At 68.1% G+C, this 23,245-nt stretch carries 24 protein-coding genes and 1 tRNA gene; 16 read left to right on the top strand and 9 right to left on the bottom strand.

What is annotated here, in order from left to right; genetic code table 11:
- The first annotated feature begins 11 nt into the window (after window positions 1-11).
- Complete coding sequence (locus tag SOM08_RS12540; RefSeq protein WP_116956992.1) at window positions 12-1,154, top strand: FAD-dependent oxidoreductase; 1,143 nt, start codon at window positions 12-14, stop codon at window positions 1,152-1,154.
- A 26-nt stretch (window positions 1,155-1,180) separates the two neighbouring features.
- Here the strand turns inward: SOM08_RS12540 and SOM08_RS12535 are convergent, their stop codons facing one another.
- Entirely contained in the window at window positions 1,181-1,924 is a 744-nt protein-coding gene (locus SOM08_RS12535; RefSeq protein WP_322469044.1) for a hypothetical protein, read from the bottom strand.
- A gap of 244 nt (window positions 1,925-2,168) precedes the next feature.
- Between SOM08_RS12535 and SOM08_RS12530 the strand changes: the two genes are divergently transcribed.
- The 12 genes from SOM08_RS12530 (at window position 2,169) to SOM08_RS12475 (ending at window position 11,897) form a co-directional block, all read left to right on the top strand.
- Window positions 2,169-3,965 (top strand): nitrite/sulfite reductase, encoded by a 1,797-nt coding sequence (locus SOM08_RS12530; RefSeq protein WP_322469043.1) that lies wholly within the window; start codon window positions 2,169-2,171, stop codon window positions 3,963-3,965.
- Between the two features lie 14 nt (window positions 3,966-3,979).
- Window positions 3,980-4,363, top strand: coding sequence for a DUF934 domain-containing protein (locus SOM08_RS12525; RefSeq protein WP_416186959.1), 384 nt, complete (start codon window positions 3,980-3,982; stop codon window positions 4,361-4,363).
- Window positions 4,364-4,372: 9 nt separating this feature from the next.
- Entirely contained in the window at window positions 4,373-5,110 is a 738-nt protein-coding gene (locus tag SOM08_RS12520) for a phosphoadenylyl-sulfate reductase (RefSeq protein ID WP_116956989.1), read from the top strand.
- Window positions 5,107-6,066, top strand: coding sequence for a sulfate adenylyltransferase subunit CysD (gene cysD, locus SOM08_RS12515; RefSeq protein ID WP_116956988.1), 960 nt, complete (start codon window positions 5,107-5,109; stop codon window positions 6,064-6,066). The genes SOM08_RS12520 and cysD overlap by 4 nt, the downstream gene beginning before the upstream one ends.
- Complete coding sequence (locus SOM08_RS12510; protein ID WP_116956987.1) at window positions 6,066-7,358, top strand: sulfate adenylyltransferase subunit 1; 1,293 nt, start codon at window positions 6,066-6,068, stop codon at window positions 7,356-7,358. The genes cysD and SOM08_RS12510 overlap by 1 nt, the downstream gene beginning before the upstream one ends.
- 101 nt (window positions 7,359-7,459) lie before the next feature.
- Window positions 7,460-7,789 carry a ferredoxin FdxA gene (gene fdxA, locus SOM08_RS12505; protein ID WP_070399888.1) on the top strand — a complete coding sequence of 110 codons (330 nt, stop codon included), beginning with the start codon at window positions 7,460-7,462 and terminating at the stop codon, window positions 7,787-7,789.
- Window positions 7,790-7,855: 66 nt separating this feature from the next.
- Window positions 7,856-8,917, top strand: coding sequence for an NAD(P)/FAD-dependent oxidoreductase (locus SOM08_RS12500; protein WP_322469042.1), 1,062 nt, complete (start codon window positions 7,856-7,858; stop codon window positions 8,915-8,917).
- A 55-nt stretch (window positions 8,918-8,972) separates the two neighbouring features.
- A tRNA-Asn gene (locus SOM08_RS12495) sits at window positions 8,973-9,048 on the top strand.
- Window positions 9,049-9,118: 70 nt separating this feature from the next.
- Window positions 9,119-9,481: a VanZ family protein gene (locus SOM08_RS12490; protein WP_116956985.1), complete on the top strand. Its 363-nt coding sequence runs from the start codon at window positions 9,119-9,121 to the stop codon at window positions 9,479-9,481.
- Window positions 9,482-9,526: 45 nt separating this feature from the next.
- Window positions 9,527-10,297 carry a leucyl/phenylalanyl-tRNA--protein transferase gene (gene aat / locus SOM08_RS12485; protein WP_116956984.1) on the top strand — a complete coding sequence of 257 codons (771 nt, stop codon included), beginning with the start codon at window positions 9,527-9,529 and terminating at the stop codon, window positions 10,295-10,297.
- Complete coding sequence (locus SOM08_RS12480; protein WP_322469041.1) at window positions 10,294-11,034, top strand: arginyltransferase; 741 nt, start codon at window positions 10,294-10,296, stop codon at window positions 11,032-11,034. The genes aat and SOM08_RS12480 overlap by 4 nt, the downstream gene beginning before the upstream one ends.
- 80 nt (window positions 11,035-11,114) lie before the next feature.
- Window positions 11,115-11,897, top strand: a complete 783-nt coding sequence (locus SOM08_RS12475; RefSeq protein WP_116956982.1) for an IclR family transcriptional regulator — start codon at window positions 11,115-11,117, stop codon at window positions 11,895-11,897.
- A 21-nt stretch (window positions 11,898-11,918) separates the two neighbouring features.
- Here SOM08_RS12475 and SOM08_RS12470 read toward each other — a convergent pair whose 3' ends face one another.
- The 7 genes from SOM08_RS12470 to SOM08_RS12440 form a co-directional block, all read right to left on the bottom strand.
- Window positions 11,919-13,076 carry a serine hydrolase gene (locus SOM08_RS12470; RefSeq protein WP_181936358.1) on the bottom strand — a complete coding sequence of 386 codons (1,158 nt, stop codon included), beginning with the start codon at window positions 13,074-13,076 and terminating at the stop codon, window positions 11,919-11,921.
- 179 nt (window positions 13,077-13,255) lie between these two features.
- Window positions 13,256-14,797 (bottom strand): 2-isopropylmalate synthase, encoded by a 1,542-nt coding sequence (locus SOM08_RS12465; protein WP_116956981.1) that lies wholly within the window; start codon window positions 14,795-14,797, stop codon window positions 13,256-13,258.
- A 27-nt stretch (window positions 14,798-14,824) separates the two neighbouring features.
- Window positions 14,825-16,513, bottom strand: coding sequence for a 2-isopropylmalate synthase (gene leuA / locus SOM08_RS12460; RefSeq protein WP_322469040.1), 1,689 nt, complete (start codon window positions 16,511-16,513; stop codon window positions 14,825-14,827).
- Between the two features lie 220 nt (window positions 16,514-16,733).
- A complete protein-coding gene (gene pssA, locus SOM08_RS12455; protein ID WP_116956979.1) occupies window positions 16,734-17,543 on the bottom strand; it encodes a CDP-diacylglycerol--serine O-phosphatidyltransferase in 810 nt (269 codons plus the stop codon).
- Between the two features lie 116 nt (window positions 17,544-17,659).
- The gene (ilvC, locus tag SOM08_RS12450) at window positions 17,660-18,676 is read right to left on the bottom strand and encodes a ketol-acid reductoisomerase (protein ID WP_116961076.1); all 1,017 of its coding nucleotides are present in this window, start codon (window positions 18,674-18,676) and stop codon (window positions 17,660-17,662) included.
- Between the two features lie 28 nt (window positions 18,677-18,704).
- Window positions 18,705-19,196 (bottom strand): acetolactate synthase small subunit, encoded by a 492-nt coding sequence (ilvN, locus tag SOM08_RS12445; RefSeq protein WP_009518995.1) that lies wholly within the window; start codon window positions 19,194-19,196, stop codon window positions 18,705-18,707.
- A gap of 114 nt (window positions 19,197-19,310) precedes the next feature.
- Window positions 19,311-21,092, bottom strand: coding sequence for an acetolactate synthase 3 catalytic subunit (locus SOM08_RS12440; protein WP_322469039.1), 1,782 nt, complete (start codon window positions 21,090-21,092; stop codon window positions 19,311-19,313).
- Between the two features lie 241 nt (window positions 21,093-21,333).
- Between SOM08_RS12440 and SOM08_RS12435 the strand changes: the two genes are divergently transcribed.
- From SOM08_RS12435 to SOM08_RS12425, 3 genes are read left to right on the top strand one after another with little or no spacing between them, the layout of a single operon-like run.
- Window positions 21,334-21,891, top strand: a complete 558-nt coding sequence (locus SOM08_RS12435; protein WP_116961043.1) for an RDD family protein — start codon at window positions 21,334-21,336, stop codon at window positions 21,889-21,891.
- The gene (locus SOM08_RS12430) at window positions 21,888-22,283 is read left to right on the top strand and encodes a diacylglycerol kinase (protein ID WP_116961044.1); all 396 of its coding nucleotides are present in this window, start codon (window positions 21,888-21,890) and stop codon (window positions 22,281-22,283) included. Before SOM08_RS12435 ends, SOM08_RS12430 begins: the two co-directional genes overlap by 4 nt.
- Complete coding sequence (locus SOM08_RS12425; RefSeq protein WP_322469038.1) at window positions 22,280-22,867, top strand: TIGR00730 family Rossman fold protein; 588 nt, start codon at window positions 22,280-22,282, stop codon at window positions 22,865-22,867. The genes SOM08_RS12430 and SOM08_RS12425 overlap by 4 nt, the downstream gene beginning before the upstream one ends.
- Window positions 22,868-22,900: 33 nt before the next feature.
- Here SOM08_RS12425 and SOM08_RS12420 read toward each other — a convergent pair whose 3' ends face one another.
- The gene (locus tag SOM08_RS12420) at window positions 22,901-23,239 is read right to left on the bottom strand and encodes a P-II family nitrogen regulator (protein WP_070397732.1); all 339 of its coding nucleotides are present in this window, start codon (window positions 23,237-23,239) and stop codon (window positions 22,901-22,903) included.
- Window positions 23,240-23,245: the final 6 nt, after the last annotated feature.

The following is a 23,245-nucleotide window of genomic DNA, read 5'->3' as shown; positions in this document are numbered from 1 at the left end:
TTGCTTTGCGCATGCCCCCTCCCGCCCCAAGCCCTGACGAGACGCGCCGCGCGCTGGTGATCGGCGCCGGCCTGGCGGGCGCGGCGGTCACGGCCGCGCTGTGCCGGCGCGGTTGGCGCGTCACGCTGCTCGACGCCGCCGAGGGCCCGGCCCGCGCCGCCTCGGCCCTGCCCGTGGGCGTGCTGAGCCCGCACCTCACGCGCCAGCCCACGCCGATGTCGCGCCTCACGGCCCTGGGCGTGCCCCTCGCGCGGGCCGAGCTGGAGCGCCTGGTGACCCCGGGCGCCGGCTGGCAGGCCGCGACGATCGACAACCGCGGCGCCCACGCCCCCGGCCGGCAGTCCGCCGCGCTGGTGCGCCCGGGCGCCTTGGTGCGGGCCTGGTTGGCCGAGGCCGGCGAGCGGCTGGACGCCCGCTGGAATACGCCCGTGGCGGGCCTGTCGCGCGGGACCGGTCAGTGGCAGGCGCTGGACCCCGCGGGCCGGGCCATCGCCGCCGCGCCGCACGCCGTGATCGCCGCCGCACTGGGCAGCCGCGATCTGGCACCCGAGGCGGGTGGCGCCTGGCCGCTGGGCCCGGTGCTCGGCCAGATGAGCCTGGGCCCGCTGGACGGCGCGCCGCTGAGCGAGCGCCCGCAGCGCGACGACGGCGTCTTCGTGCCCGAGTACCGCGACAGCGGGCTGGCCCCGCGCTGGCCGGCGGCGATCTGGGCCATGGGCTCGACCTACGCGCGCGGCCACACCGACACCACCCCGAGCGACGCGGCCCACCGCGACAACGCCGCCCGGCTGCGCGCCCTGGCGCCCGCCGCCGCCGACCGGCTGGAGGACGAGCTCGCGCAAGGCCGCCTGCTGGGCTGGGCCGGCGTGCGCTGCGCCTCCATGGACCGCCTGCCCCTGGTGGGCGCCGCGCCCGACCCGGCGGCCTGGGCCGCGCGCGACAGCGCGGGCGACGCGGCATCGGCCGTGCCGCGGCTGCCAGGGCTCTGGCTGCTCACGGCCCTGGGTTCGCGCGGGCTGTCGCTCGCCGCAGCCTGCGGTCAGTGGCTGGCGGCCGAGATGGACGGCGAAGCGCCGGGCCTCGACGCCGAACTGCGCGCCGCCATCGACCCCGCGCGCTTTGCCTGGCGGCGCGCGCGGCGCACCCGCGGCTGAGCCGCCGGCCGGCGCTCACCCCCGGCTCAGAGCATTTCCAGGTAACGCGACACCACCGGCGGCTGCAGCGGCAGCGCCAGCAGGCCCGAAACGCCCAGGCGGCGTGTGTGCGCGCGCACGCGCCGCCGGTGCCACCAGCCCGTCAGCGGACCGGCGAAGCGCTGCGCGTGCTCGCTGGTCGCCAGGGTCATGGCCTCGGGGTAGCGCTGGCGGAACAGCTGCATCAGGCCCCAGGCGTCGATGTGGTGGTCATCGAGATTGAACACGCCGCACAAATAGTGATGCTGCGCCATGCACTCGGCGGCGCGCTCGGTGCTGGGTGCCTCGTCGATATAGGGCACGGCCGCCTGCGTCAGGCGCTCGCGCAGGTAGCCCGACTCGTTCGCCGCGATGCCCACCACCAGGGCCCGGCGCACCTCGGCCGAAGGAAATTCACCAAGCTCGATGTCCAGCGGGGCGGGCTGGGACACATCCAAGTCCAGGAAGCCGGAATCGCTCTGCGTGGCGGCGAAGGTGGCGTCCAGGTCGTGCAGCAGGTGCGCCCAGGCGATGGGCCGCGCCACGACCCGCCAGGCGTGCTCGGGCGCCTGCTCGCCCACCCAGATCAGCCGCTGGCCGGGACGCGGCGCGCGCGCGTGCACCAGCACGGCTTCGGCGCAGTCGCCGTCCACCAGCAGCACGGGAGGCATTTCTTCCAGCAGACCCGAGGCCGCCCGCCAGGGTCCGTAGGACACCTCGCGCTCACGCGACAGCCGGAAAACGGTGTTCAACGCGTGGCGTTCCACGTCTGAAAAACCGATCACCTGAACCCGAACCACGCTCGTCATGTTGGGGGATGTTACTTCAGACAAATTGTGATAGCCAATTTTTGCTCCATGGGCCATCGGGCTTTGCTTATTCCAAACCGATATACGGGCATGAAAAAAAAGTAGTTCGTCGAATAAGCCCGGCTTTCTACAGTGCCGGGCATCCCCACGAATTGCCGACCACCCCGGTGGTCCCATCGCCCGATCCATGTACCGCCACGACGCCTTCGACCGCCAGTTCGTGCAACAGCGCGCCGCCCAGTACCGCGACCAGCTGGAGCGCTGGCAGGCCGGCACCCTCTCCGACGACGCCTTCAAGCCGCTGCGCCTGCAGAACGGCTGGTACATCCAGCGCTTCGCGCCCATGCTGCGCGTGGCCGTGCCCTACGGGGAGATCAACAGCGAGCAGTTGCGCGTGCTGGCGCGCGTGGCGCGCGAGTTCGACCACAAGGAAGACAACGACATCTCCAAGGCCAACGCCGGCCTGTCCGACGTGCCGAGCCTGCCCGACCGCACGGCGCACTTCACCACGCGCTCCAACGTGCAGTTCAACTGGATTCCGCTGGCGCGCTCGGCCGACGTGATGGAGCTGCTCGCCAGCGTGGGCCTGCACGGTATCCAGACCAGCGGCAACTGCATCCGCAACACCACCTCAGACGCCCTGGCCGGCATCGCCGTGGACGAGGTCGCCGACCCCCGTCCCTTCGCCGAGATCCTGCGCCAGTGGAGCACCCTGCACCACGAGTTCGCCTTCCTGCCGCGCAAGTTCAAGGTGGCCATCACCGGCGCCCGCGAAGACCGCGCCGCCACGCCCTGGCACGACGTGGGCCTGCGCCTGCTGCACAACGTCGATGGCGAGCTGGGTTTCCAGGTGCGCGTGGGCGGCGGCATGGGCCGCACGCCCATCATCGGCACCGTGCTGCGCGAGTTCCTGCCCTGGGACCAGATGCTCAATTACCTGGAAGCCGTGGTGCGCGCCTACAACCGCTTCGGCCGGCGCGACAACATGTACAAGGCGCGCATCAAGATCATCGTGAAGGCCGAGGGCCAGGCCTTCGCCGATCAGGTCGAGGCCGAGTACCGCGACATCCTCGAGCTGGACGGCGCGCCGCACACCATCACCGCCGCCGAACTGGCCCGCGTGAGCGCTTTCTTCACGCCGCCCGCGCTGGCCTGCGACCGCAAGAGCGCCGATGCCAAGATCGCCCACATCCTCAAGGCCGCGGCCGAGGACGACCTGGAATTCAGCCGCTGGCTCACCCGCAACGTGGTGGCGCACAAGAACCCCGACCTGCGCGCGGTCACGCTCTCCTTCAAGCGCTTGGGCCAGTCGCCCGGCGACGCCACGGCCGAGCAGCTGGAGCGCGCGGCCGAGCTGGCCGACCGCTTCTCCGGCGGCGAGGCGCGCGTGACGCACACCCAGAACCTGCTGCTGCCCTGGGTGCGCTGCGACCAGTTGCCCGAGCTGTGGCGCGAGGCGCGCCGCCTGGGCCTGGCCAAACCCAACATCGGCCTGCTCACCGACATGATCGCCTGCCCCGGCGGCGATTTCTGCGACCTCGCCAACGCGCGCTCGCTGCCCATCGCCCAGGCCGTGCTCGCGCGCTACGCCGACCTCGACGAGCTGCACGACATCGGCGAGATCGATCTGCACATGAGCGGCTGCATCAACAGCTGCGGCCACCACCACAGCGGCCACATCGGCGTGCTCGGCGTCGACAAGGACGGCCAGGAGTGGTACCAGGTGACGCTGGGCGGCTCCGACGGCAAGCGCCTGTCGGGCGAGGCCACGCCGGGCAAGGTCATCGGCCCGTCCTTCGCGGCCAACGAGGTGCCCGAGGTCATCGAGGCCCTGCTCGATACCTACCGCGCCCAGCGCGAGGACGGCGAGCCCTTCATCGCCACCCTGCGGCGGATCGGCCTCGAGCCGTTCAAGCAGGCCGCCAACGCCGTGCGCAGCACCACCGCGCGCCCGAACACCGAGGCGGACACCGCCACCGCCTGAGCCAGGAACCGACGATGAGCATCCAGCTGTTGCGCGCCGACACCTTCAGCGCACCCGAAGCCGAGGCCGAGCGCCGCGTCTTGGCCAATACCGACGACCCGCGCGAGATCGACCTGAGCGGTGTGCGCGTGGTCGAACTGCAGTTCCCCAAATTCAGCGACGGCCGTGCCTTCAGCCAGGCCTTCCTGCTGCGCCGCCGCCTGGGCTTCACGGGCGAGATCCGCGCCACCGGCGAGGTGCTGATCGACCAGCTGCTGCAGATGCAGCGCAGCGGCTTCAGCCAGGCCGTACTCAAGGCCGACCAGGACCTGGCGCACGCCGAGCGCCTGCTGCGGCACTACGGCGGCTTCTACCAGGGCGACGCGGTGCAGCCGCAGCCGCGCTTCGCGAACGCCTGAGGCCCCCAAATGAGCGCCATCGATCTCTACAACCGCCCCTCGGCCGACTTCGCGGTCAAGGTGGAACGCGCCATCGCGCTGCTGCGCGAGCAGGCCGCCGCGCACCCGCGGCTCACGCAGGCGTCCAGCCTGGGCGCCGAGGACATGGTGGTCACCCACCTGGTCCACCTCGCCGGCATCGAGGCCAGCGTCTTCGTCCTGGAGACCGGCAAGCTGCACGCCGAAACCCTGGCCATGATCCCCAAGATCGAACGCCGCTACGCCACCAGCGTGCGCGTGTTCCGGCCCAGGCACGAATCGGTGGTGCACTTCGTGCGCCGCCACGGCGAGGACGCCATGTACCGCAGCATCGAGTTGCGCAAGGCCTGCTGCGACGTGCGCAAGATGGAGCCGCTGTCGCGCGCCCTGGCCGGGCACGACGGCTGGATCACCGGCCTGAGGCGCGAGCAGTCGAACGCGCGCGCCGACGTCGGCGAAGTGATCCAGGAAGCCGAGCGCGTGAAGATCAGCCCGCTGGTGGACTGGACCTGGGGCGACGTGTGGCATTTCATCGCCTTGCACGGCCTGGACACCAACGAACTTCACGACCGCTTCTTCCCCAGCATCGGCTGCGAGCCCTGCACCCGCGCCATCAGCGTGGGCGAGGACTTCCGCGCCGGCCGCTGGTGGTGGGAGCAGGAAAGCGCCAAGGAATGCGGGCTGCACGCGCCGCCCGCCGCCTCCTCTCTCGATCGGACCCCCGCATGAACGCCCGCCCAGACCCCGCCGTGATCGAAGCCGCCCTGTTGCACGACAGCGGCCACCAGCTCAGCAACGCCCACCTGGACGCGCTGGAAGAGGAAACCATCTTCATCCTGCGCGAGGTGGCCGCCGCCTTCGAGCGCCCCGCCCTGCTCTTCTCGGGCGGCAAGGATTCGCTGGTCATGCTCAAGTGCGCCGAGAAGGCCTTCGGCGCCGGCCGCATCCCCTACCCGCTGCTGATGATCGACACCGGCCACAACTTCCCCGAAGTCACCGACTTTCGCGACCAGCGCGCGAAAGAACTCGGCGCCGAGCTGATCGTTCGCCGCGTGGAAGACTCCATGGCGCGCGGCACCGTGCGCCTGGCCCACCCGGGCGAGAGCCGCAACGTGCACCAATCGGTCACGCTGCTGGAGGCGATCGAGGAATTCCGCTTCGACGCCCTGATCGGCGGCGCGCGGCGCGACGAAGAAAAGGCGCGCGCCAAGGAGCGCATCTTTTCGCACCGCGACGGCTTCGGCCAGTGGCAGCCCAAGGCCCAGCGCCCCGAGCTCTGGACCCTGTTCAACACCCGCCTGCAGCCCGGCGAGCACTTCCGCGTGTTCCCCATCAGCAACTGGACCGAGCTCGACGTCTGGCAGTACATCGCGCGCGAGGACATCGGCCTGCCCTCCCTCTACTACACCCACCCGCGCGAGGTGGTGGACCGCCGCGGCCTGCTGGTGCCGGTGACCGAACTCACCCCGCCGCGCGACGGCGAGCGGGTGGAACGGCGCGACGTGCGCTTTCGCACCGTGGGCGACATCACCTGCACCTGCCCCGTGGAAAGCACCGCCGCCACGCCGCAGGACATCGTGATCGAGACCCTGGCCGCCGAGGTCAGCGAGCGCGGCGCCACCCGCATGGACGACAAGACCAGCGACGCTTCCATGGAGCGCCGCAAGAAAGAGGGCTACTTCTGATGAGCACCGCCACCTCGCAAGACACCCGCGCCGCGCTGCGCCTGATCACCTGCGGCAGCGTCGACGACGGCAAGAGCACGCTCATCGGCCGCCTGCTGGTCGACAGCAAGGCCGTGCTGCAGGACCACCTGGCCGGCGTGCAGCGCCAGGGCCAGACCGACCTGGCCCTGCTCACCGACGGCCTGTCGGCCGAGCGCGAGCAAGGCATCACCATCGATGTGGCCTACCGCTACTTCAGCACCGAGCAGCGCAAGTTCATCATCGGCGACGCCCCGGGCCACGAGCAGTACACGCGCAACATGGTCACCGCCGCCAGCAGCGCCGACGCCGCCGTGGTGCTGGTCGACGCCACCAAGCTCGACTGGCGCGACCCCGCCCTGGCGCTGCTGCCGCAGACGCGCCGCCACAGCCTGCTGGTCAAGCTGCTGCGCGTCCCCTCGGTGGTGTTCGCGGTGAACAAGCTCGACGCGGTGGACGACGGCGCCACCGCCTACACCCACATCAAGGCCGCGCTGTACGCCTTTGCCCAGCAGGCCGGGCTCGACGTGACGGCCGTGGTGCCGGTGTCCGCCCTGAACGGCTGGAACGTGGTGGACGAGGCCGCGCTGGCCGGCTGGTGCGGGTATCACGGCCCCACGCTGCTGGAAATCCTGGAGCACCTGCCGGTGACGGAACCCGATGCCGAGCTGCCGCTGGCCTTCCCGGTGCAGTGGGTGGAGAAGTTCTCGTCCTCGTCCGACACTTCCCAGGGTCGGCGCGTGTTCTGGGGCCGCGTGGCGGCCGGGCAATTGCGCCCGGGCCAGGCCGTGCGCGTGGCGCCCCGGGGCCAGACCGCCGTGGTGGCGCAGGTGCTCGACCACGTGCGCCGGCCCGGCGAGGTGGTCGCCGGCCACAGCGCGGGCATCGTGCTCGACCGCGAGCTCGATGTCTCACGCGGCGACTGGCTGCTCGGGGTGGACGATGGGGACGCCTCGCTCGACGCACACCGCGAGATAGCCGCCACCGTCGCCTGGCTGGACGACGAGCCCCTGGTGCCGGGCCGCGTCTACTGGGCCCTGCACGGCCACCGCTGGGTCAAGGCCAAGGTCAAGCGCATCGCGCACCAGCTCGACATCCACACCCTCGCCGAACACGACGCCCGCGAGCTGCCGCCCAACGCCATCGGCCACATCGAACTGGCGCTGCAGGAGCCACTGGCCACGCGGCCGTTCGCCGAATCGCGTGCCCTGGGCTCGCTGGTGCTGGTGGACACCGCCAGCCACCGCACGGCCGGCGCCGTGCTCGTGCGCTGAATAACCCCACAGACACCGACCGGGAAGCCACCAAGGGCAAGCCCGGCCGGTCGGGTGCGGCACCGTAAAATCGCCGCTTTCCGTCTGCCCGATCCGCCACCATGACCCACGTCGTCACCGAAGCCTGCATCCGCTGCAAGTACACCGATTGCGTCGATGTCTGCCCCGTGGACTGCTTCCGCGAAGGCCCCAACTTCCTCACCATCGACCCCGACGAGTGCATCGACTGCGCGGTCTGCATCCCCGAATGCCCGGTGAGCGCCATTTACGCCGAGGAAGACCTGCCCAAGGACCAGTTGCACATGACGGCGCTCAACGCCGAGCTGGCCCGCCTGCCCACCTGGAAGAGCATCACCAAGCGCAAGGCCGCGCTGCCCGACGCCGAAGAGTGGAAGGACAAGACCGGCAAGCTCGACCAGCTGATCCGCTGAGCCCATGAGCGCCGTCCGGCCGCCCGAAGGCGATCGCACCGCGGCGCGCCGCACGAAGGTTGTCCAGTGATCCCTGCCGCGCCGATCGAGACCGACGCGCTCGTCATCGGCGCCGGCCCCGTGGGGCTGTGGCAGGTCTTCCAGCTCGGCCTGCAGGACATCCGGGCGCAGGTGATCGACGCCCTGCCCCACGCCGGCGGCCAGCCCGCCGAGCTCTACCCCGACAAGCCCATTTACGACATCCCCGGCCTGCCCGTGTGCAGCGGCCGGGAGCTGGTTGATCGGCTCCTGCTGCAGGTCAAACCCTTCCAGCCTCGGCTCCACCTCGACCAATCGGTGAGCGCGCTTGCGCGCGAGGCCGACGGCCGCTGGGCCGTTCGCACCGGCGCGGGCCAGGGTTTCCTCGCGCGCCTGGTGTTCATCGCCGCGGGCGTGGGCGCCTTCCAGCCCAAGCGCCTGAAGCTCGACGGCATCGGCGCCCTGGAAGGCCTGCAGGTGCACCACCGCTTCGACGCCACCCGCGACTGGCGCGGCCAGCACGTGGTGGTGCATGGCGGCGACGCGCTGGCGATCGACTGGGCGCTGCGCCTGCTCGACAGCGCCCAGCCCCCCGCGGGCCTGAGCCTGCTGCACCGGCGCGAGGTGCTGCAATCCGACGACGAGGCCGCGCTCGCGCGCATGCGGGACGCCATCGCCTCGGGCCGCGTGAGGCTGGTGGTCGGCCAACCCCTGGGGCTGGACCTTCAGGGCGCGCACCTGCGGGGCCTGCAGTTGCTCGACCCCCAAGGCCAGAACCAGGCCCTCGCGCTGGATCAATTGATCGTCGCCCTGGGCCTGTCGCCGCGGCTGGGTCCCATCGCCGACTGGGGCCTGGCCATGGAGCGCAAGCAACTCGTGGTGAACCCCGAAAGCTTCGAGACCAGCGAAGCCGGCCTGTACGCGGTGGGCGACATCAACACCTATCCGGGCAAGAAAAAGCTCATCCTCTGCGGCTTCCATGAAGCCACGCTGGCCGCCTTCGCCGCCGCCGCGCGCCTGCGTCCCGAGGAGCGTGTGCCGCTGCAATACACCACCACCAGCCCCCGCCTGCACCACCTGCTCGGCGTGGCCCCCAAGGCCGAACGCTGACTTTCTTCGGGCCCGCCCGGAAACGCTTCAAAACAACGCTATAATTTGAGGCTGTTCCCTGATAGCTCAGTCGGTAGAGCGACGGACTGTTAATCCGCAGGTCCCTGGTTCGAGTCCAGGTCGGGGAGCCACCCAACACCCGCACAACGGCCTTCTCACGAAGGCCGTTGTCGTTTTTGCGCCTTCGTCTTCACGCACGCCATGCAACGCCTGATCGCGATGGGTTTCTGGTGCAGCCTGCTCGGCCTCACCATCGCCTCGCTGGTGCCGATCGAATTGCTGCCACCCCAGGCCATGTCCATCTGGGACAAGGCCCAGCACGCCGTGGGCTTCGCCTGGCTGGCGCTGCTGGGGCTGCTCGCCTACCCGCGCCAGGCCGGCGCGGTGGTGGCCGGGCTGATCCTGTGGGGTGGGCTGATCGAACTCATGCAGTTGGCCGCCGGCTGGCGCTCTGGTGATTGGATCGACTGGCTGGCCGACGCCATCGGCGTGCTGGCCGTGTGGCTGCCCTGGCGCCTGTTGCCGGGACGCTTGACCGGTCGCGTTTTGCCCGCGCGCACTTGATGCCGCGGGGGCGCCGCGCACAATAGCGGCAATACCTCTCGCGCCATGACCCAGACGCCACCGACCCGACCGCTGCCCTGGCTGGAGCCGGGGGAGCCCTTCCCGCCGGTGGAGCAGGCCTGGGGCCCGCACGACCCCGCCCCCGGCCTGTTGGCCGCCGGCGGCGTGCTGGACGTGCCCACGCTCGTGGCCGCCTATTCGCGTGGCATCTTTCCTTGGTACAGCTCGGGCCAGCCCATCCTGTGGTGGAGCACCGATCCCCGCATGGTGCTGCCGCCGACCGAGTTCCGGCTGCACCGCTCGCTGCGCAAGACCATCCAGAAGCTGCTGAATACGCAGCGGCTGGAGCTGCGCATCGACCATGACTTCGAGCGCGTGATCCTGGCCTGCGCCCAAACCCCCCGCGACGGCCAAAGCGGCACCTGGATTCTGCCGGCCATGGTGCAGGCCTATACGCGCCTGCACCGCGCCGGCATGGCCCATTCGGTGGAAACCTGGATCGACGGCGAGCTGGCCGGCGGCCTGTACGTGGTCAACCTCGGCGCCATGGTGTTTGGCGAATCCATGTTCAGCCGGCGCAGCGACGCCTCCAAGATCGCCCTGGCGGGCCTGATGGCACTGTGCCGCCGGCACGGCATCACGCTGGTGGATTGCCAGCAGAACACCGCCCACCTGGCCTCCATGGGCGGGCGGCTGATGCCACGCGCCCCCTTCGTGCAGCACGTGCGCCTGGCGCTGCTGCAGCCCGCGCCCCGCTGGGAATTCCGGCCCGTATACTGGCGCGAGCACCTTTCCATCGGCGACGAACGCGTGTGACGCACCTCAAGGACCTTCCGCTCCAGGCGCTGCAGTTCTACGCCACCGCGCCCTATCCCTGCAGCTACCTGGCGGGACGGCAGGCGCGCTCCCAGGTGGCCACACCCAGCCACCTCATCCACAACGACGCCTATTCCGATCTGGTCACGCACGGCTTTCGTCGCAGCGGCATGTTCACCTACCGCCCCTATTGCGACGGCTGCAGCGCCTGCGTGCCGCTGCGCGTGCCGGTGGAGCGCTTCCAACCCAACCGCAGCCAACGGCGCAGCCAGCGCCAGCACGGTGGGCTCATCACCCGCGTGCTCAAGCTGTGCTTCATGCCCGAGCACTACCAGCTCTACCTGCGCTACCAGAACAGCCGCCACGCGGGCGGCGGCATGGACCACGACAGCGTGGACCAGTACACCCAGTTCCTGCTGCAAAGCCGCGTCAACTCGCGCCTCGTGGAGTTCCATGAGCCCGACGCCCAGGACCGGCCGGCGCGGCTCAAGATGGTCTCGATCATCGACGTGCTCAACGACGGCCTCTCGGCGGTCTACACCTTCTACGAGCCCGACGAGCGCTGCAGCTACGGCACCTACAGCGTGCTCTGGCAGATCGAGCAGGCGCGGGCTCTCGAGCTGCCCCACGTCTACCTGGGCTACTGGATCGCGCAGAGCCCCAAGATGAACTACAAGGCGGGCTTTCGCCCGCACGAGGTTCTGGTGGACGGTCGCTGGACCGCGGCCGACGCCTGATTCGACTCCCCCGCAGGGTTTTTCACCGATGCTGCGGTGCGGCGATTTCATCTTGTAAGATGGGGTTTGCACATCCGACCATGAGCAAACGATCCGACTCCCCCCCCACCGCCCCCACCGTTCAGGTGTTGGAGCGCATGTTCAACCTGCTGGAGGTGCTGGCCTCGCGCGAGGAGGCGGTCTCGCTGAAGGAAATCAGCGAGAAGACCGGCCTGCATCCTTCCACGGCGCACCGCATCCTCAATGACCTGACCATCGGCCGCTTCGTCGACCGACCCGAGGCGGGCAGCTACCGGCTGGGCATGCGGTTGCTGGAGTTGGGCAACCTGGTCAAGGCCCGGCTGAGCGTGCGCGACGCCGCCCTCGGGCCCATGCGCGAGCTGCACAAACAGATTCAGCAACCGGTGAACCTCAGCGTGCGCCAGGGCGACGAGATCGTCTATGTGGAGCGCGCCTACAGCGAACGCTCGGGCATGCAGGTGGTGCGCGCCATCGGCGGCCGTGCGCCGCTGCACCTCACCTCGGTGGGCAAGCTTTTCCTGGCCGACGACGACCCCACGCGCGTGCGCGCCTACGCCACCCGCACCGGCCTGGCCGGCAATACACGCAACAGCTTCACGCAGTTGCCGGCACTGGAGCGTGAACTCGCGCAATGCCGCCAGGCGGGCGTGGCGCGCGACAACGAGGAGTTGGAGATGGGCGTGCGCTGCATGGCCGCCGGCATCTACGACGACCAGCGCAAGCTGGTGGCGGGTCTGTCGATCTCGGCGCCGGCCGATCGCATCGACGAAGGCTGGCTGCCCCGCCTCAAGGCCACGGCGGCCGAGATCTCGGCCGCGCTGGGCTTTCCGGCCGGCCGCTGACGCGCCGGCCTTGCCTGGGCATCAGCCCTGGGGGCGCACCTTGCTGGCGAGCAATTCGCCCTGGTGCTCCACCCAGCGGCGCACGCGCTCGGCGTCCTGCACGCGGCCCAGCTTGCCGCTCGCGTCAAGGAACACCATGATCAGTTGGCGTCCGGCCACGCGGGCCTGCATCACCAGGCAACGACCCGCTTCCGAGATGTAGCCCGTCTTCTGCAGGCCGATGTCCCACTCGGGGTTCTTCACCAGGCGGTTGGAGTTGTTGTATTGCAGGGTGCGGCGGCCCACGTCCACTTCATAGCCGGGCGACGTGGACAGGTCGCGCAGCATGGGACGCTCATAGGCGGTCGACACCAGCGTGGCCAGATCACGGGCGCTCGAGCGGTTGTCACTGGACAGCCCCGTGGGCTCCACGTAGCGCGTGTCGTGCATGCCCAGCTCGGCGGCCTTGGCGTTCATGCGGCGCACGAACACATCGAGGCCGCCGGGATAGGTGCGGCCCAGAGCGTGCGCCGCGCGGTTCTCGCTCGACATCAGCGCCAGGTGCATCAGCTCGCCGCGCGTCAGCTGGGTGCCCACGGCCAGGCGCGAACGGCTTCCCTTGAGGGTGTCCACGTCCTCGCTGGTGATGGTGATCATTTCGTTCATGTTCAGGCCCGCCTCCACGACGACCAGGCCGGTCATGAGCTTGGTGAGCGAGGCGATGGGCAGCACGGCCGAATCGTTCTTGGAGAACAGAACCTCATTGGTCTGCTGGTCCACGACCAGGGCCACGCTGGAGTTCAGGTCCAGCGCGTCGTCCATGCCATGCAGGCCCAGGCGCTGACCCACCGACACCACCGGTGGCGCGGCCACACGGACCACACTGGGTTTGACATTGACGGTACGGGACTTGGATGCCGGCGCGGCCTTGACGAGCGTGAGCTTGCGCGAATCGACGCTCTGCTTGCGCTTGGCGGTGGTGACCCTGGTGGTCTTGGTGACCTTCTTGGTCACCTTCTTGGTGGAGCGGCTGGCCACCTTGGGTTTGCTGGCCTTCTTGACCGGGGCTTTGGCGGCCTTGCTGGTCTTGGCCGAGGAACCGGAGGCCGCTTGCGCCACACCCGCCGGCCCGAGCACCCCGATCAACGCAACCGCCATGGCAGCAATCAGCGATTTCAGGGCGATCGGACGGAACAACATGACTCAACTCCAGCAAGACGGGACCAGCGCTGGGGCGGAGTATAGGGATTCAAAAAAAAATCAGCAATATCAAAAGCTTGGACGGTGGTCTTAAGTGATCGGTGGAATAGACGGCCGTTTGGAGGTCAATTTCCGCCGATCAATAAGGAAGTGCTACAAGTCCTTGAAACGTTTGAACTTTATCCCTGCGCCGCCACCCTGTCGGCCTTGCTGTGCAGCTTGTTGAGCGCGCTCAGGTAGGCCTTGGCCGACGCGACCACGATGTCCGGGTCCGCGCCCACGCCGTTCACCACGCGGCCACCGTGCTGCAGCCGCACGGTGACCTCGCCCTGGCTTTCGGTGGAGCCGCTGGTGATGGCGTTCACCGAATACAGCAGCAACTCGGCGCCACTCTTGACGTGCTGCTCGATCGCCTTCAGCGAGGCATCGACCGGGCCGTTGCCGTCGCTGTCGCCGCGCAGTTCTTTGCCATCGACCGTAAACACCACGCTGGCGTGCGGACGCTCACCGGTCTCACTGCGCTGGGCCAACGAGACGAAGCCGTACTGCTCTTTCTCGGCGGTGACGCTCTCGTCGCTCGCCAAGGCCAGGATGTCCTCATCGAAGATCTCTGCCTTGCGGTCGGCGAGTTCCTTGAACTTGGCGAAGGCCGTGTTGATCTCGGCCTCGGACGCCATCTCGATGCCCAGCTCCTGCAGGCGCTGCTTGAAGGCGTTGCGGCCCGAGAGTTTGCCCAGCACGATCTTGTTGGCGCTCCAGCCTACGTCCTCGGCGCGCATGATCTCGTAGGTGTCGCGCGCCTTGAGCACGCCGTCCTGGTGGATGCCGCTGGCGTGCGCGAAGGCGTTGGCGCCCACCACGGCCTTGTTGGGCTGCACCACGAAGCCGGTGGTTTGGCTCACCATGCGGCTGGCGGGCACGATCTGCGTCGTGTCGATGGCCACGTCGAGGCCGAAGTAATCGCGGCGCGTGCGCACCGCCATCACGATCTCCTCCAGCGAGCAGTTGCCCGCGCGCTCGCCCAGGCCGTTGATGGTGCATTCCACCTGGCGCGCCCCCCCGATCTTCACGCCCGCGAGCGAGTTGGCCACGGCCATGCCCAGGTCGTTGTGGCAGTGCACGCTCCAGATCGCCTTGTCCGAGTTGGGGATCCTCTCTCGCAGGGTGCGGATGAAGTGGCCATAGAGCTCGGGCACCGCGTAACCCACGGTATCGGGGATGTTGAGCGTGGTCGCGCCTTCCTTGATCACGGTCTCGAGCACGCGGCAGAGAAAGTCCACGTCGCTGCGGTAGCCATCCTCGGGGCTGAACTCGATGTCCTGCACCAGGTTGCGCGCGAAACGCACCGACTGCTTCGCCTGTTCCAGCACCTGCTCGGGCGTCATGCGCAGCTTCTTCTCCATGTGCAGCGCGCTGGTGGCGATAAAGGTGTGGATGCGCGCGCGGTTGGCGCCCTTGAGCGCCTCGGCCGCGCGCGCAATGTCGCGGTCGTTCGCCCGCGCCAGCGAGCACACCGTGGAGTCCTTGATATGGTCGGCGATGGCCTTCACCGACTCGAAGTCCCCGTTGGAGCTGGCCGCGAAGCCGGCCTCGATCACGTCGACTTTCAGGCGCTCGAGCTGGCGCGCGATGCGCAGCTTCTCGTCCTTGGTCATGGACGCGCCGGGCGATTGCTCGCCATCGCGCAAAGTGGTGTCGAAAATGATCAGCTGTTCGCTCATGGGGACTCCTTGTTGTGTTCGCGCGCCTCAGGGCGCCACGCGTTCCATCGTTTCCTGTGTCTGCTCGGGCGCCACGCGCCGCAGGCCCGAGACGATGGCCTTGAACGAGGCGGACACGATGTTCGTGTCGCGCCCCACGCCGAAAACCGTGTGGCGCTCGTCCACGCGCAGTTCCATGTAGGCCATGGCCTGCGCCTGGGCACCGGCGCCGATGGCGTGCTCATGGTAGTCGAGCACACGCACCGACCGGCCGGTGGCCGCGTTGAGGGCATTGACGAAGGCGTCGATGGGGCCATTGCCCTGCCCTTGCACGGGCACGACCGCGCCCGCCCAGTCCACGTCGGCCGTGACGCGCACGCTGCCGCCGGCCTGCTCGGTGGTGGTCGCGTTGGCGGGCGCAGGCGCCGACAGCGCGTACTCGCGCTCGAACAGCTGCCACAAATCCTTCGCCGTGAGCTCTTTGCCATCCAGGTCCATCACGGCCTGCACCACCTGACTGAACTCGATCTGCAGGCGGCGCGGCAGCTCCACGCCGTACTCGGACTCCAGCAGGTAAGCGATGCCGCCCTTGCCCGATTGGCTGTTCACGCGGATCACGGCCTCGTAGCTGCGACCCAGGTCCTTGGGATCGATGGGCAGATAAGGCACGTTCCAGATGTCGTCCGCCCGGCGCGCCGCGAAGGCCTTCTTGATCGCGTCCTGGTGCGAGCCCGAGAACGAGGTGTAAACCAGGTCGCCCACGTAGGGGTGGCGCGGGTGCACGGGCAACTGGTTGCAGTGCTCCACGGTCCGGCGGATTTCGTCGATATCGGAAAAATCCAGCCCGGGCGACACGCCCTGCGTATAGAGGTTGAGCGCAACGTTGACGAGGTCGAGGTTGCCCGTGCGCTCACCATTGCCGAACAAGCACCCCTCCAGCCGGTCGGCCCCGGCCATGAGCGCGAATTCGCCCGCCGCCGTGCCGGTGCCGCGGTCGTTGTGCGGGTGCACCGACAGGACGATGGACTCGCGCCGCGCCAGATGACGGTGCATCCACTCGATCATGTCGGCAAAGATGTTGGGCGTGCTGTGCTCCACCGTCGACGGCAGGTTGACGATGCACTTGTGCTCGGGCGTGGGCGCCCAGACCGCGGTGACCGCATCGACCACCCGCTTGGAGAAAGCGAGTTCGGTGCCCGAGAACATCTCGGGCGAGTACTGGAAAGTCCAGCGCGTGTCCGGCTGCTCGGCCGCCAGGCGGGCGAACAGGCGCGCGTTGTCCACGGCCAGTTCCACGATGGCGTCCTCGTCCATGCCCAGCACCACGCGCCGCATGATGGGCGCGGTGGCGTTGTAGAGGTGGACGATGGCGCCGCGCACACCCCGCAACGCCTCGAAGGTGCGGCGGATCAAGGGCTCGCGGGCCTGGGTGAGCACCTGGATCGTTACATCATCGGGGATCAGGTTCTCTTCGATCAGGCGGCGCACGAAGTCGAACTCGACCTGCGAGGCCGAGGGGAAGCCCACCTCGATTTCCTTGAAGCCGATCTTCACGAGCTGCTGGAACATGCGCAGCTTGCGCTCCAGGTCCATGGGCTCGATCAGCGCCTGGTTCCCATCGCGCAAATCGGTGCTCAGCCAGGCGGGGGCCTTCTGGATCACGGCGTCTGGCCAGGTGCGGTCCTTGAGGCCGACGGGCCGGAAGGCGGCGTACTTGCTTGCAGGTTGCTTCAGCATGGTGTGGACTCTCTCGTGTCGACAGAACCCGCAACCCCAAAATACAAACGGCCCGTTGCGGGTGCAAACGGGCCGTTGGTGTGAGTCGCTCGCGCGCTACCGCATCTGCCCGTGAAGGACAGCCAGTAGTAGCAGCGAGGCGGCTTGGGAAAACATGCGATGCAATGTATCACAAAGCCCGCGAGGGCCGATAGGGCATGCCGATGGGCTCAATGGCCGATCAGTCGTGCAGACCGCGCTCGTCGGGCTCGTCGGTGGAGGTGCTGATCACGCTGGTGGGCCGCCCCTTGGACTTGCGCCACAGGTACACCCCGTAGCCCGAGAGGCCGTACAGCACGAACAGCAGGAACAGCACGGTGGGCGGGTGGATGTTGATCACCGCGATGCCCAGGGCCACCAACACCAGCGCGGCGAAAGGCACGCTCTTCTTCAGGCTGAGGTCCTTGAAGCTGTAGAAGGGCACGTTGGTCACCATGGTGAGGCCGGTGTAAAGCGTCAGCACGAACATCACCCAGCTCACGTCCTGCGGCGGTACCCCCGCCTCCTGCATGAGCCAGATGAAGCCTGCCACCAGCGCGGCCGCCGCGGGTGACGGCAGGCCCTGGAAGTAGCGCTTGTCCACCACCCCCGTGTTGACATTGAAGCGTGCGAGGCGCAGCGCGGCGCAGGCGCAATAGACGAAGGCGGCGATCCAGCCCCAGCGCCCCAGGTCGCGCAGGCTCCATTCGTAGGCGATGAGCGCGGGCGCCGCGCCGAAGGACACCATGTCAGAGAGCGAATCCATCTGCTCGCCGAAGGCGCTCTGCGTGTGGGTCAGCCGGGCCACACGGCCGTCCAGGCTGTCGAGCACCATGGCCACGAAGATGCCCACGGTGGCAAGGTCGTAGCGGCCGTTCATGGCCATGACCACCGCGTAAAAGCCGCCGAACAGCGCGGCCAGGGTGATCATGTTGGGCAGGAAGTAGATGCCCTTGGGGCGCCGACGCGCCTCGCTCAGGGGCTCCACTTCGGTGTCGTTTCCGTCGTGCATGTCGTGTGTTGGAATGAAATTCGTCGGCCGGAAAGCTATGCAGTGTACGTGGGGGCGAACAAACAAAAAAGGGCCAGGGCCGCGCACGGCCCTGGCCCGGGAACGGCGTTTGCCGATCAGTTGCGGCTCTGGTCGACCAGCTTGTTCTTGGCGATCCAGGGCATCATGGCGCGCAGCTGGGCACCCACCACCTCGATGCTGTGCTCGGCCGTGTTGCGCCGGCGCGCCGTCATGCTGGGGTAGCCCGTGCGCCCTTCCAGGATGAACATCTTGGCGTAGTCGCCGTTCTGGATGCGCTTGAGCGCGTTGCGCATGGCCGCGCGCGACTGCTCGTTGATCACCTCCGGGCCCGTCACGTACTCACCGTACTCCGCGTTGTTGGAGATCGAGTAGTTCATGTTGGCGATGCCGCCCTCATAGATCAGGTCCACGATCAGCTTCAGCTCGTGCAGGCACTCGAAGTAGGCCATCTCGGGCGCGTAGCCGGCTTCCACCAGCGTCTCGTAGCCCATCTTGATCAGCTCGACCGCGCCGCCGCACAGCACCGCCTGCTCGCCGAACAGGTCCGTCTCGGTCTCTTCCTTGAAGTTGGTCTCGATGATGCCGGCCTTGCCGCCACCGTTGGCCATGGCGTAGCTCAGCGCCAGGTCGCGCGCCTTGCCGCTCTTGTCCTGGTGCACCGCCACCAGGTGCGGCACGCCGCCGCCCTGCGCGTAGGTGCTGCGCACCGTGTGGCCCGGCGCCTTGGGCGCCACCATCCACACGTCCAGGTCGGCGCGCGGCACCACCTGGTTGTAGTGCACGTTGAAGCCGTGCGCGAAGGCCAGCGAGCCGCCCTGCTTGATGTTCGGCTCCACGTTGTTGCGGTAGACCTCGGCGATCTGCTCGTCGGGCAGCAGGATCATCACCACGTCGGCGGACTTCACCGCCTCGTTGACCTCCAGCACCTTCAGCCCCGCCTTGCCCACCTTGTCCCAGCTCGCGCCTCCCTTGCGCAGGCCCACCACCACCTTCACCCCGCTGTCGTTGAGGTTCTGCGCGTGCGCGTGGCCCTGGCTGCCGTAGCCGATGATCGCGACCGTCTTGCCCTTGATGAGGGACAGATCGCAGTCCTTGTCGTAGAAAACTTTCATGGTTGCTCCGTTGGAATGGAAGGGGTGATCAGACGCGCAGGATTCTCTCGCCGCGGCCGATGCCGCTGGCACCGGTGCGCACCGTCTCCAGGATGGCGCCGCGGTCGATGGCTTCCAGGAAGGCGTCGTTCTTGCCCTGGTCGCCGGTGAGTTCGATGGTGTAGCTCTTGTCGGTCACGTCGATGATGCGGCCGCGGAAGATGTCGGCCATGCGCTTCATCTCCTCGCGTTCCTTGCCCACCGCGCGCACCTTCACCATCATGAGCTCGCGCTCGGTGTAGGCGCCTTCGGTGAGATCAACGACCTTGACCACCTCGATGAGGCGGTTCAGGTGCTTGGTGATCTGCTCGATGACGTCGTCCGACCCGGTGGTCTGGATCGTCATGCGCGAGAGGCTCGGGTCCTCGGTCGGCGCCACGGTGAGCGACTCGATGTTGTAGCCACGGGCCGAGAACAGGCCCACCACGCGGGAGAGTGCGCCGGGCTCGTTCTCGAGCAGCACGGCAATGATGTGCTTCATATGCAGCTTCCTCTTTTCGCCGCCCTCCCCCGCGCACGGTAATGCACGGGCTCGACGGTCAATAGATTCGACTTGGGGATGGACCGGCCTCGCAGCCGGTCCGCGGGGGATGGATCAGAGGTCTTCCGAACCCAGCAGCATCTCGGTGATGCCCTTGCCGGCCTGGACCATGGGGAACACGTTCTCGGTCGGGTCTGTGCGGAAGTCCATGAAGACCGTGCGGTCCTTGAGCTTGCGCGCCTCGCGCAGCGCCGGCTCCACGTCCTGCGGACGCTCGATCAGCATACCCACGTGGCCATAGGCCTCGGCCAGCTTCACGAAGTTGGGCAGCGCGTCCATGTAGCTGTGGCTGTAGCGGCCCGAGTACTCGATCTCCTGCCACTGGCGCACCATGCCCAGGTAACGGTTGTTGAGCGAGACCACCTTGATCGGCGTGTTGTACTGCAGGCAGGTGGACAGCTCCTGAATGCACATCTGCACCGAGCCTTCGCCGGTGATGCAGAACACCTCGGACTCGGGCTTGGCGAGCTTGATGCCCATGGCGTAGGGAATGCCCACGCCCATGGTGCCCAGGCCACCCGAGTTGATCCAGCGGCGCGGCTCGTCGAAGCGATAGAACTGCGCCGCCCACATCTGGTGCTGGCCAACGTCGGAGGTGATGTAGGTCTCCGTGTCCTTGGTCATGTTCCAGAGGGTCTCGATGACCATCTGCGGCTTGATGACGTCCGTGTTGTGGCGGTCGTACTTGAGGCAGTCGCGCGAGCGCCAGCCCTCGATCGTCTTCCACCAGTCCGCCAGCGCCTTGTCGTCCGCGCGCTGCGGCGTCTCGCGCACCATGTGGATCAGCTCGGTGAGCACGTCCTTCACGTCGCCGACGATGGGCACGTCAACCTTGACGCGCTTGGAGATGCTCGACGGGTCGATGTCGATGTGGATGATCTTGCGTTCGTTCTGCGCGAAATGCTTGGGGTTGCCGATCACGCGATCGTCGAAGCGCGCGCCCACGGCCAGCAGCACATCGCAGTTCTGCATGGCATTGTTGGCTTCGATGGTGCCGTGCATGCCCAGCATGCCGAGAAACTTGCGGTCCGACGCGGGGTAGGCGCCCAGGCCCATGAGCGTGTTCGTCACGGGGTAGCCGAGCATGTCGACCAGGGTGCGCAATTCCTGCGTGGCATTGCCCAGCAGCACGCCGCCGCCGGTGTAGATGTACGGGCGCTTGGCGCTCAACAACAGCTGCAAGGCCTTGCGGATCTGGCCACCATGGCCCTTGCGCACCGGGTTGTAGGAGCGCATGGCCACCGACTCGGGATAACCCGTCCAGGTGGCCTTGTTGAAGGACACGTCCTTCGGGATGTCCACGACCACGGGGCCGGGTCGGCCCGATCGCGCGATGTGGAACGCCTTCTTCATCACCTCGGCCATGTGCCGCACGTCCTTCACCAGGAAGTTGTGCTTGACGATGGGGCGCGTGATGCCGACCGTGTCGCATTCCTGGAAGGCGTCCAGGCCGATGGCTGCAGACGGCACCTGTCCGGTGAGGATCACCATCGGAATGCTGTCCATGTAGGCCGTGGCGATGCCGGTGACGGCGTTGGTCACGCCGGGGCCGGAGGTGACCAGGGCCACACCCACGTCGCCCGTGGCGCGCGCATAGCCATCGGCGGCGTGCACGGCGGCCTGCTCGTGGCGCACCAGCACATGCTGGATGCTGTCCTGCTTGTAGAAGGCGTCGTAGATGTGCAGCACGGCGCCGCCGGGGTAGCCCCAGACGTACTTGACGCCTTCGGCCTGCAGCGCCTTGACGAGGATTTCCGCGCCGCGGAGTTCGAGGGGGGGCTGGCCGGATGCGGAAGCGGCGGCCGCCGAGGCCAGTTCGGCCTTGGTGATGTCCATGATCAACCTTTCGAGAATTTCTCTGACGAAAAACCTTGGGTGCCCCTTGGCCCACCCTTGTGGGGCGGCTTCGGGACTTGAGACCAGTGGCCATGGGCGGAACGATCTGCCGCCGGACCCTGATCCGTTTGCCTTGTGAAGACGGAAGCCTGGGATTATGGCACCGCAGCAAATGCCAGCCAGGGCTTTTTCGTCGGCCCGGGCCGGAATGCGACAATTCCGCCCTTCCCCCAGAGCCCTCATGACCCCCGACGCCCCCGCTTCCGGCGCCGCCGACCGCCCCGACCTCACCGCCCCTTCGCTTCGCCGCCGCATGGCCTGCTGGCTGTACGAAGGCATGCTGATGTTCGGCGTGGTCTTCATCGCCGGCTACCTGTTCTCCGCCCTCACCCAGCAGCGCCACGCGCTGGAAGGCCGCCACGCCCTGCAGGGCTTCCTGTTCGTGGTCTTCGGCATCTACTTCACCTGGTTCTGGCACAAGGGGCAGACCCTGGCGCAGAAAACGTGGCACATCCGCGTGGTGGATACCGCCGGCCGGCCGATAGGCCAGGCACGGGCCCTGGTGCGCTACGTGTTCTCGTGGCTGTGGCTGCTGCCGCCACTGGCGCTGAGCTGGGTGCTGGGTGCCCAGGGTGGCGAGGCCGCCGTGCTGCTGATCGGCTGGGTGCTGGTCTACGCGCTGCTCTCGCGCCTGCACGCGCAGCGCCAGTTCCTGCATGACGCGCTGGCCGGCACCCGGCTTGTGCACCATGCGCCGCCACCCCAACCCAAAAAGCCGAAGAAAGCGCGCCACCCGTGAATGCCCCCGAAGTGAACCCGCAGAAACGCCGGCGCGGCGTCAGCCGCGTGTGGCACGCGCTGTTTTACTCCCTGGCCGGGCTGCGCGCCGGCTGGGGCGAGCCCGCCTTTCGCCAGGAGGCCCTCGCCGCCTTCCTGCTGGTGCCGCTGGCCTTCTGGGTGGGAGAAGGATGGGTCGAGGTGGCGTTGCTGATCGGTACGGTGGTATTGGTGATGGTGGTCGAGCTGCTCAACACCGGCATCGAGACGGCCATCGACCGCATCGGGCCCGAATGGCACGCCCTGTCCAAGCGTGCCAAGGACATGGGCAGCGCCGCCGTGCTGCTGAGCCTGCTGCTGTGCGGCGGCACCTGGCTGGCGGCGTTGTGGGTGCATGCGAAGGAGCTGTTGTGAGCGCCCCGAGTTTTTCCCTCTGCGTGTACTGCGGCTCGAGGCCGGGGGGGAGCCCCGCCTTCCTGGAGGCCGCCCGCCAGGTGGGCGAATGGATCGGCCGCCACGGTGGCCAGCTCGTCTATGGCGGTGGCCGCAACGGCCTGATGGGCGTGGTCGCCGACAGCACGCTCAAAGCCGGCGGCCGCGTGGTGGGCATCATTCCCAAGGCCTTGGTGGAAAAGGAATGGGCCCACAACGGCTGCACCGAGCTGCACGTGGTGGACACCATGCACGAGCGCAAACGCCTCATGGCCGAGCACGCGCACGCCTTCCTGGCCCTGCCCGGCGGCATCGGCACCTTCGAGGAGTTCTTCGAGGTCTGGACCTGGCGCCAGCTGGGCTACCACGACAAGCCCGTGGGCCTGCTCAACGTCGGCGGCTACTACGAGGGCCTGATGGCCTTCCTGCGCACCGCCGTGCAGGCGCAGTTCATGAACGACTGGCAGATGGACCTGATCCGCGTGGGCGCGGACACCGAGCGCCTGCTGCCGGCGCTCATCGAGGCCGCGGGCACGGCGCCACAGCCTCGTCTGGACGAACTCTGAACGCCTGAACCTGTGCGGGAGAGCGCGCGGCGCTCAGACCGCGGTTTCGTCTTCTTCGCCGGTGCGGATGCGCACCACGCGTTCGACAGAGGTGACGAAGATCTTGCCGTCGCCGATCTTGCCGGTGCGCGCGGCCCGCACGATGGCATCGACGCAGCGGTCCACGTCTTCGTCCTTCACGACGACCTCGACCTTCACCTTCGGCAGAAAGTCCACCACGTATTCGGCGCCGCGGTACAGCTCGGTGTGCCCCTTCTGCCGCCCGAAACCCTTGACCTCCGTCACCGTCAAGCCGGTCACGCCTTGTTCGGCCAGCGCTTCGCGCACCTCCTCGAGCTTGAACGGCTTGATGACGGCGGTGATCTGTTTCATGAGCGG

Origin of the sequence: Hydrogenophaga sp. SNF1 (assembly GCF_034421675.1) — a bacterium.
Lineage (GTDB): Bacteria > Pseudomonadota > Gammaproteobacteria > Burkholderiales > Burkholderiaceae_C > Hydrogenophaga > Hydrogenophaga borbori.
Note: the sequence above shows the minus strand (reverse complement) of the source record. Positions and strands in the feature narration are given on the sequence as shown.

Bases quoted from the DNA above. Each gene is read 5' to 3' on its own strand.
- SOM08_RS12520 (WP_116956989.1), top strand. From the start codon at position 4,373: ATGAGCGCCATCGATCTCTACAACCGCCCCTCGGCCGACTTCGCGGTC.
- fdxA (WP_070399888.1), top strand. From the start codon at position 7,460: ATGACCCACGTCGTCACCGAAGCCTGCATCCGCTGCAAGTACACCGAT.
- SOM08_RS12440 (WP_322469039.1), bottom strand. From the start codon at position 21,092: ATGGACATCACCAAGGCCGAACTGGCCTCGGCGGCCGCCGCTTCCGCA.
- SOM08_RS12465 (WP_116956981.1), bottom strand. From the start codon at position 14,797: ATGAGCGAACAGCTGATCATTTTCGACACCACTTTGCGCGATGGCGAG.
- aat (WP_116956984.1), top strand. From the start codon at position 9,527: ATGACCCAGACGCCACCGACCCGACCGCTGCCCTGGCTGGAGCCGGGG.
- cysD (WP_116956988.1), top strand. From the start codon at position 5,107: ATGAACGCCCGCCCAGACCCCGCCGTGATCGAAGCCGCCCTGTTGCAC.
- SOM08_RS12470 (WP_181936358.1), bottom strand. From the start codon at position 13,076: ATGTTGTTCCGTCCGATCGCCCTGAAATCGCTGATTGCTGCCATGGCG.
- SOM08_RS12475 (WP_116956982.1), top strand. From the start codon at position 11,115: ATGAGCAAACGATCCGACTCCCCCCCCACCGCCCCCACCGTTCAGGTG.
- ilvC (WP_116961076.1), bottom strand. From the start codon at position 18,676: ATGAAAGTTTTCTACGACAAGGACTGCGATCTGTCCCTCATCAAGGGC.
- SOM08_RS12435 (WP_116961043.1), top strand. From the start codon at position 21,334: ATGACCCCCGACGCCCCCGCTTCCGGCGCCGCCGACCGCCCCGACCTC.
- leuA (WP_322469040.1), bottom strand. From the start codon at position 16,513: ATGCTGAAGCAACCTGCAAGCAAGTACGCCGCCTTCCGGCCCGTCGGC.
- SOM08_RS12510 (WP_116956987.1), top strand. From the start codon at position 6,066: ATGAGCACCGCCACCTCGCAAGACACCCGCGCCGCGCTGCGCCTGATC.
- ilvN (WP_009518995.1), bottom strand. From the start codon at position 19,196: ATGAAGCACATCATTGCCGTGCTGCTCGAGAACGAGCCCGGCGCACTC.
- SOM08_RS12490 (WP_116956985.1), top strand. From the start codon at position 9,119: ATGCAACGCCTGATCGCGATGGGTTTCTGGTGCAGCCTGCTCGGCCTC.
- SOM08_RS12420 (WP_070397732.1), bottom strand. From the start codon at position 23,239: ATGAAACAGATCACCGCCGTCATCAAGCCGTTCAAGCTCGAGGAGGTG.
- SOM08_RS12530 (WP_322469043.1), top strand. From the start codon at position 2,169: ATGTACCGCCACGACGCCTTCGACCGCCAGTTCGTGCAACAGCGCGCC.
- pssA (WP_116956979.1), bottom strand. From the start codon at position 17,543: ATGCACGACGGAAACGACACCGAAGTGGAGCCCCTGAGCGAGGCGCGT.
- SOM08_RS12525 (WP_416186959.1), top strand. From the start codon at position 3,980: ATGAGCATCCAGCTGTTGCGCGCCGACACCTTCAGCGCACCCGAAGCC.
- SOM08_RS12540 (WP_116956992.1), top strand. From the start codon at position 12: ATGCCCCCTCCCGCCCCAAGCCCTGACGAGACGCGCCGCGCGCTGGTG.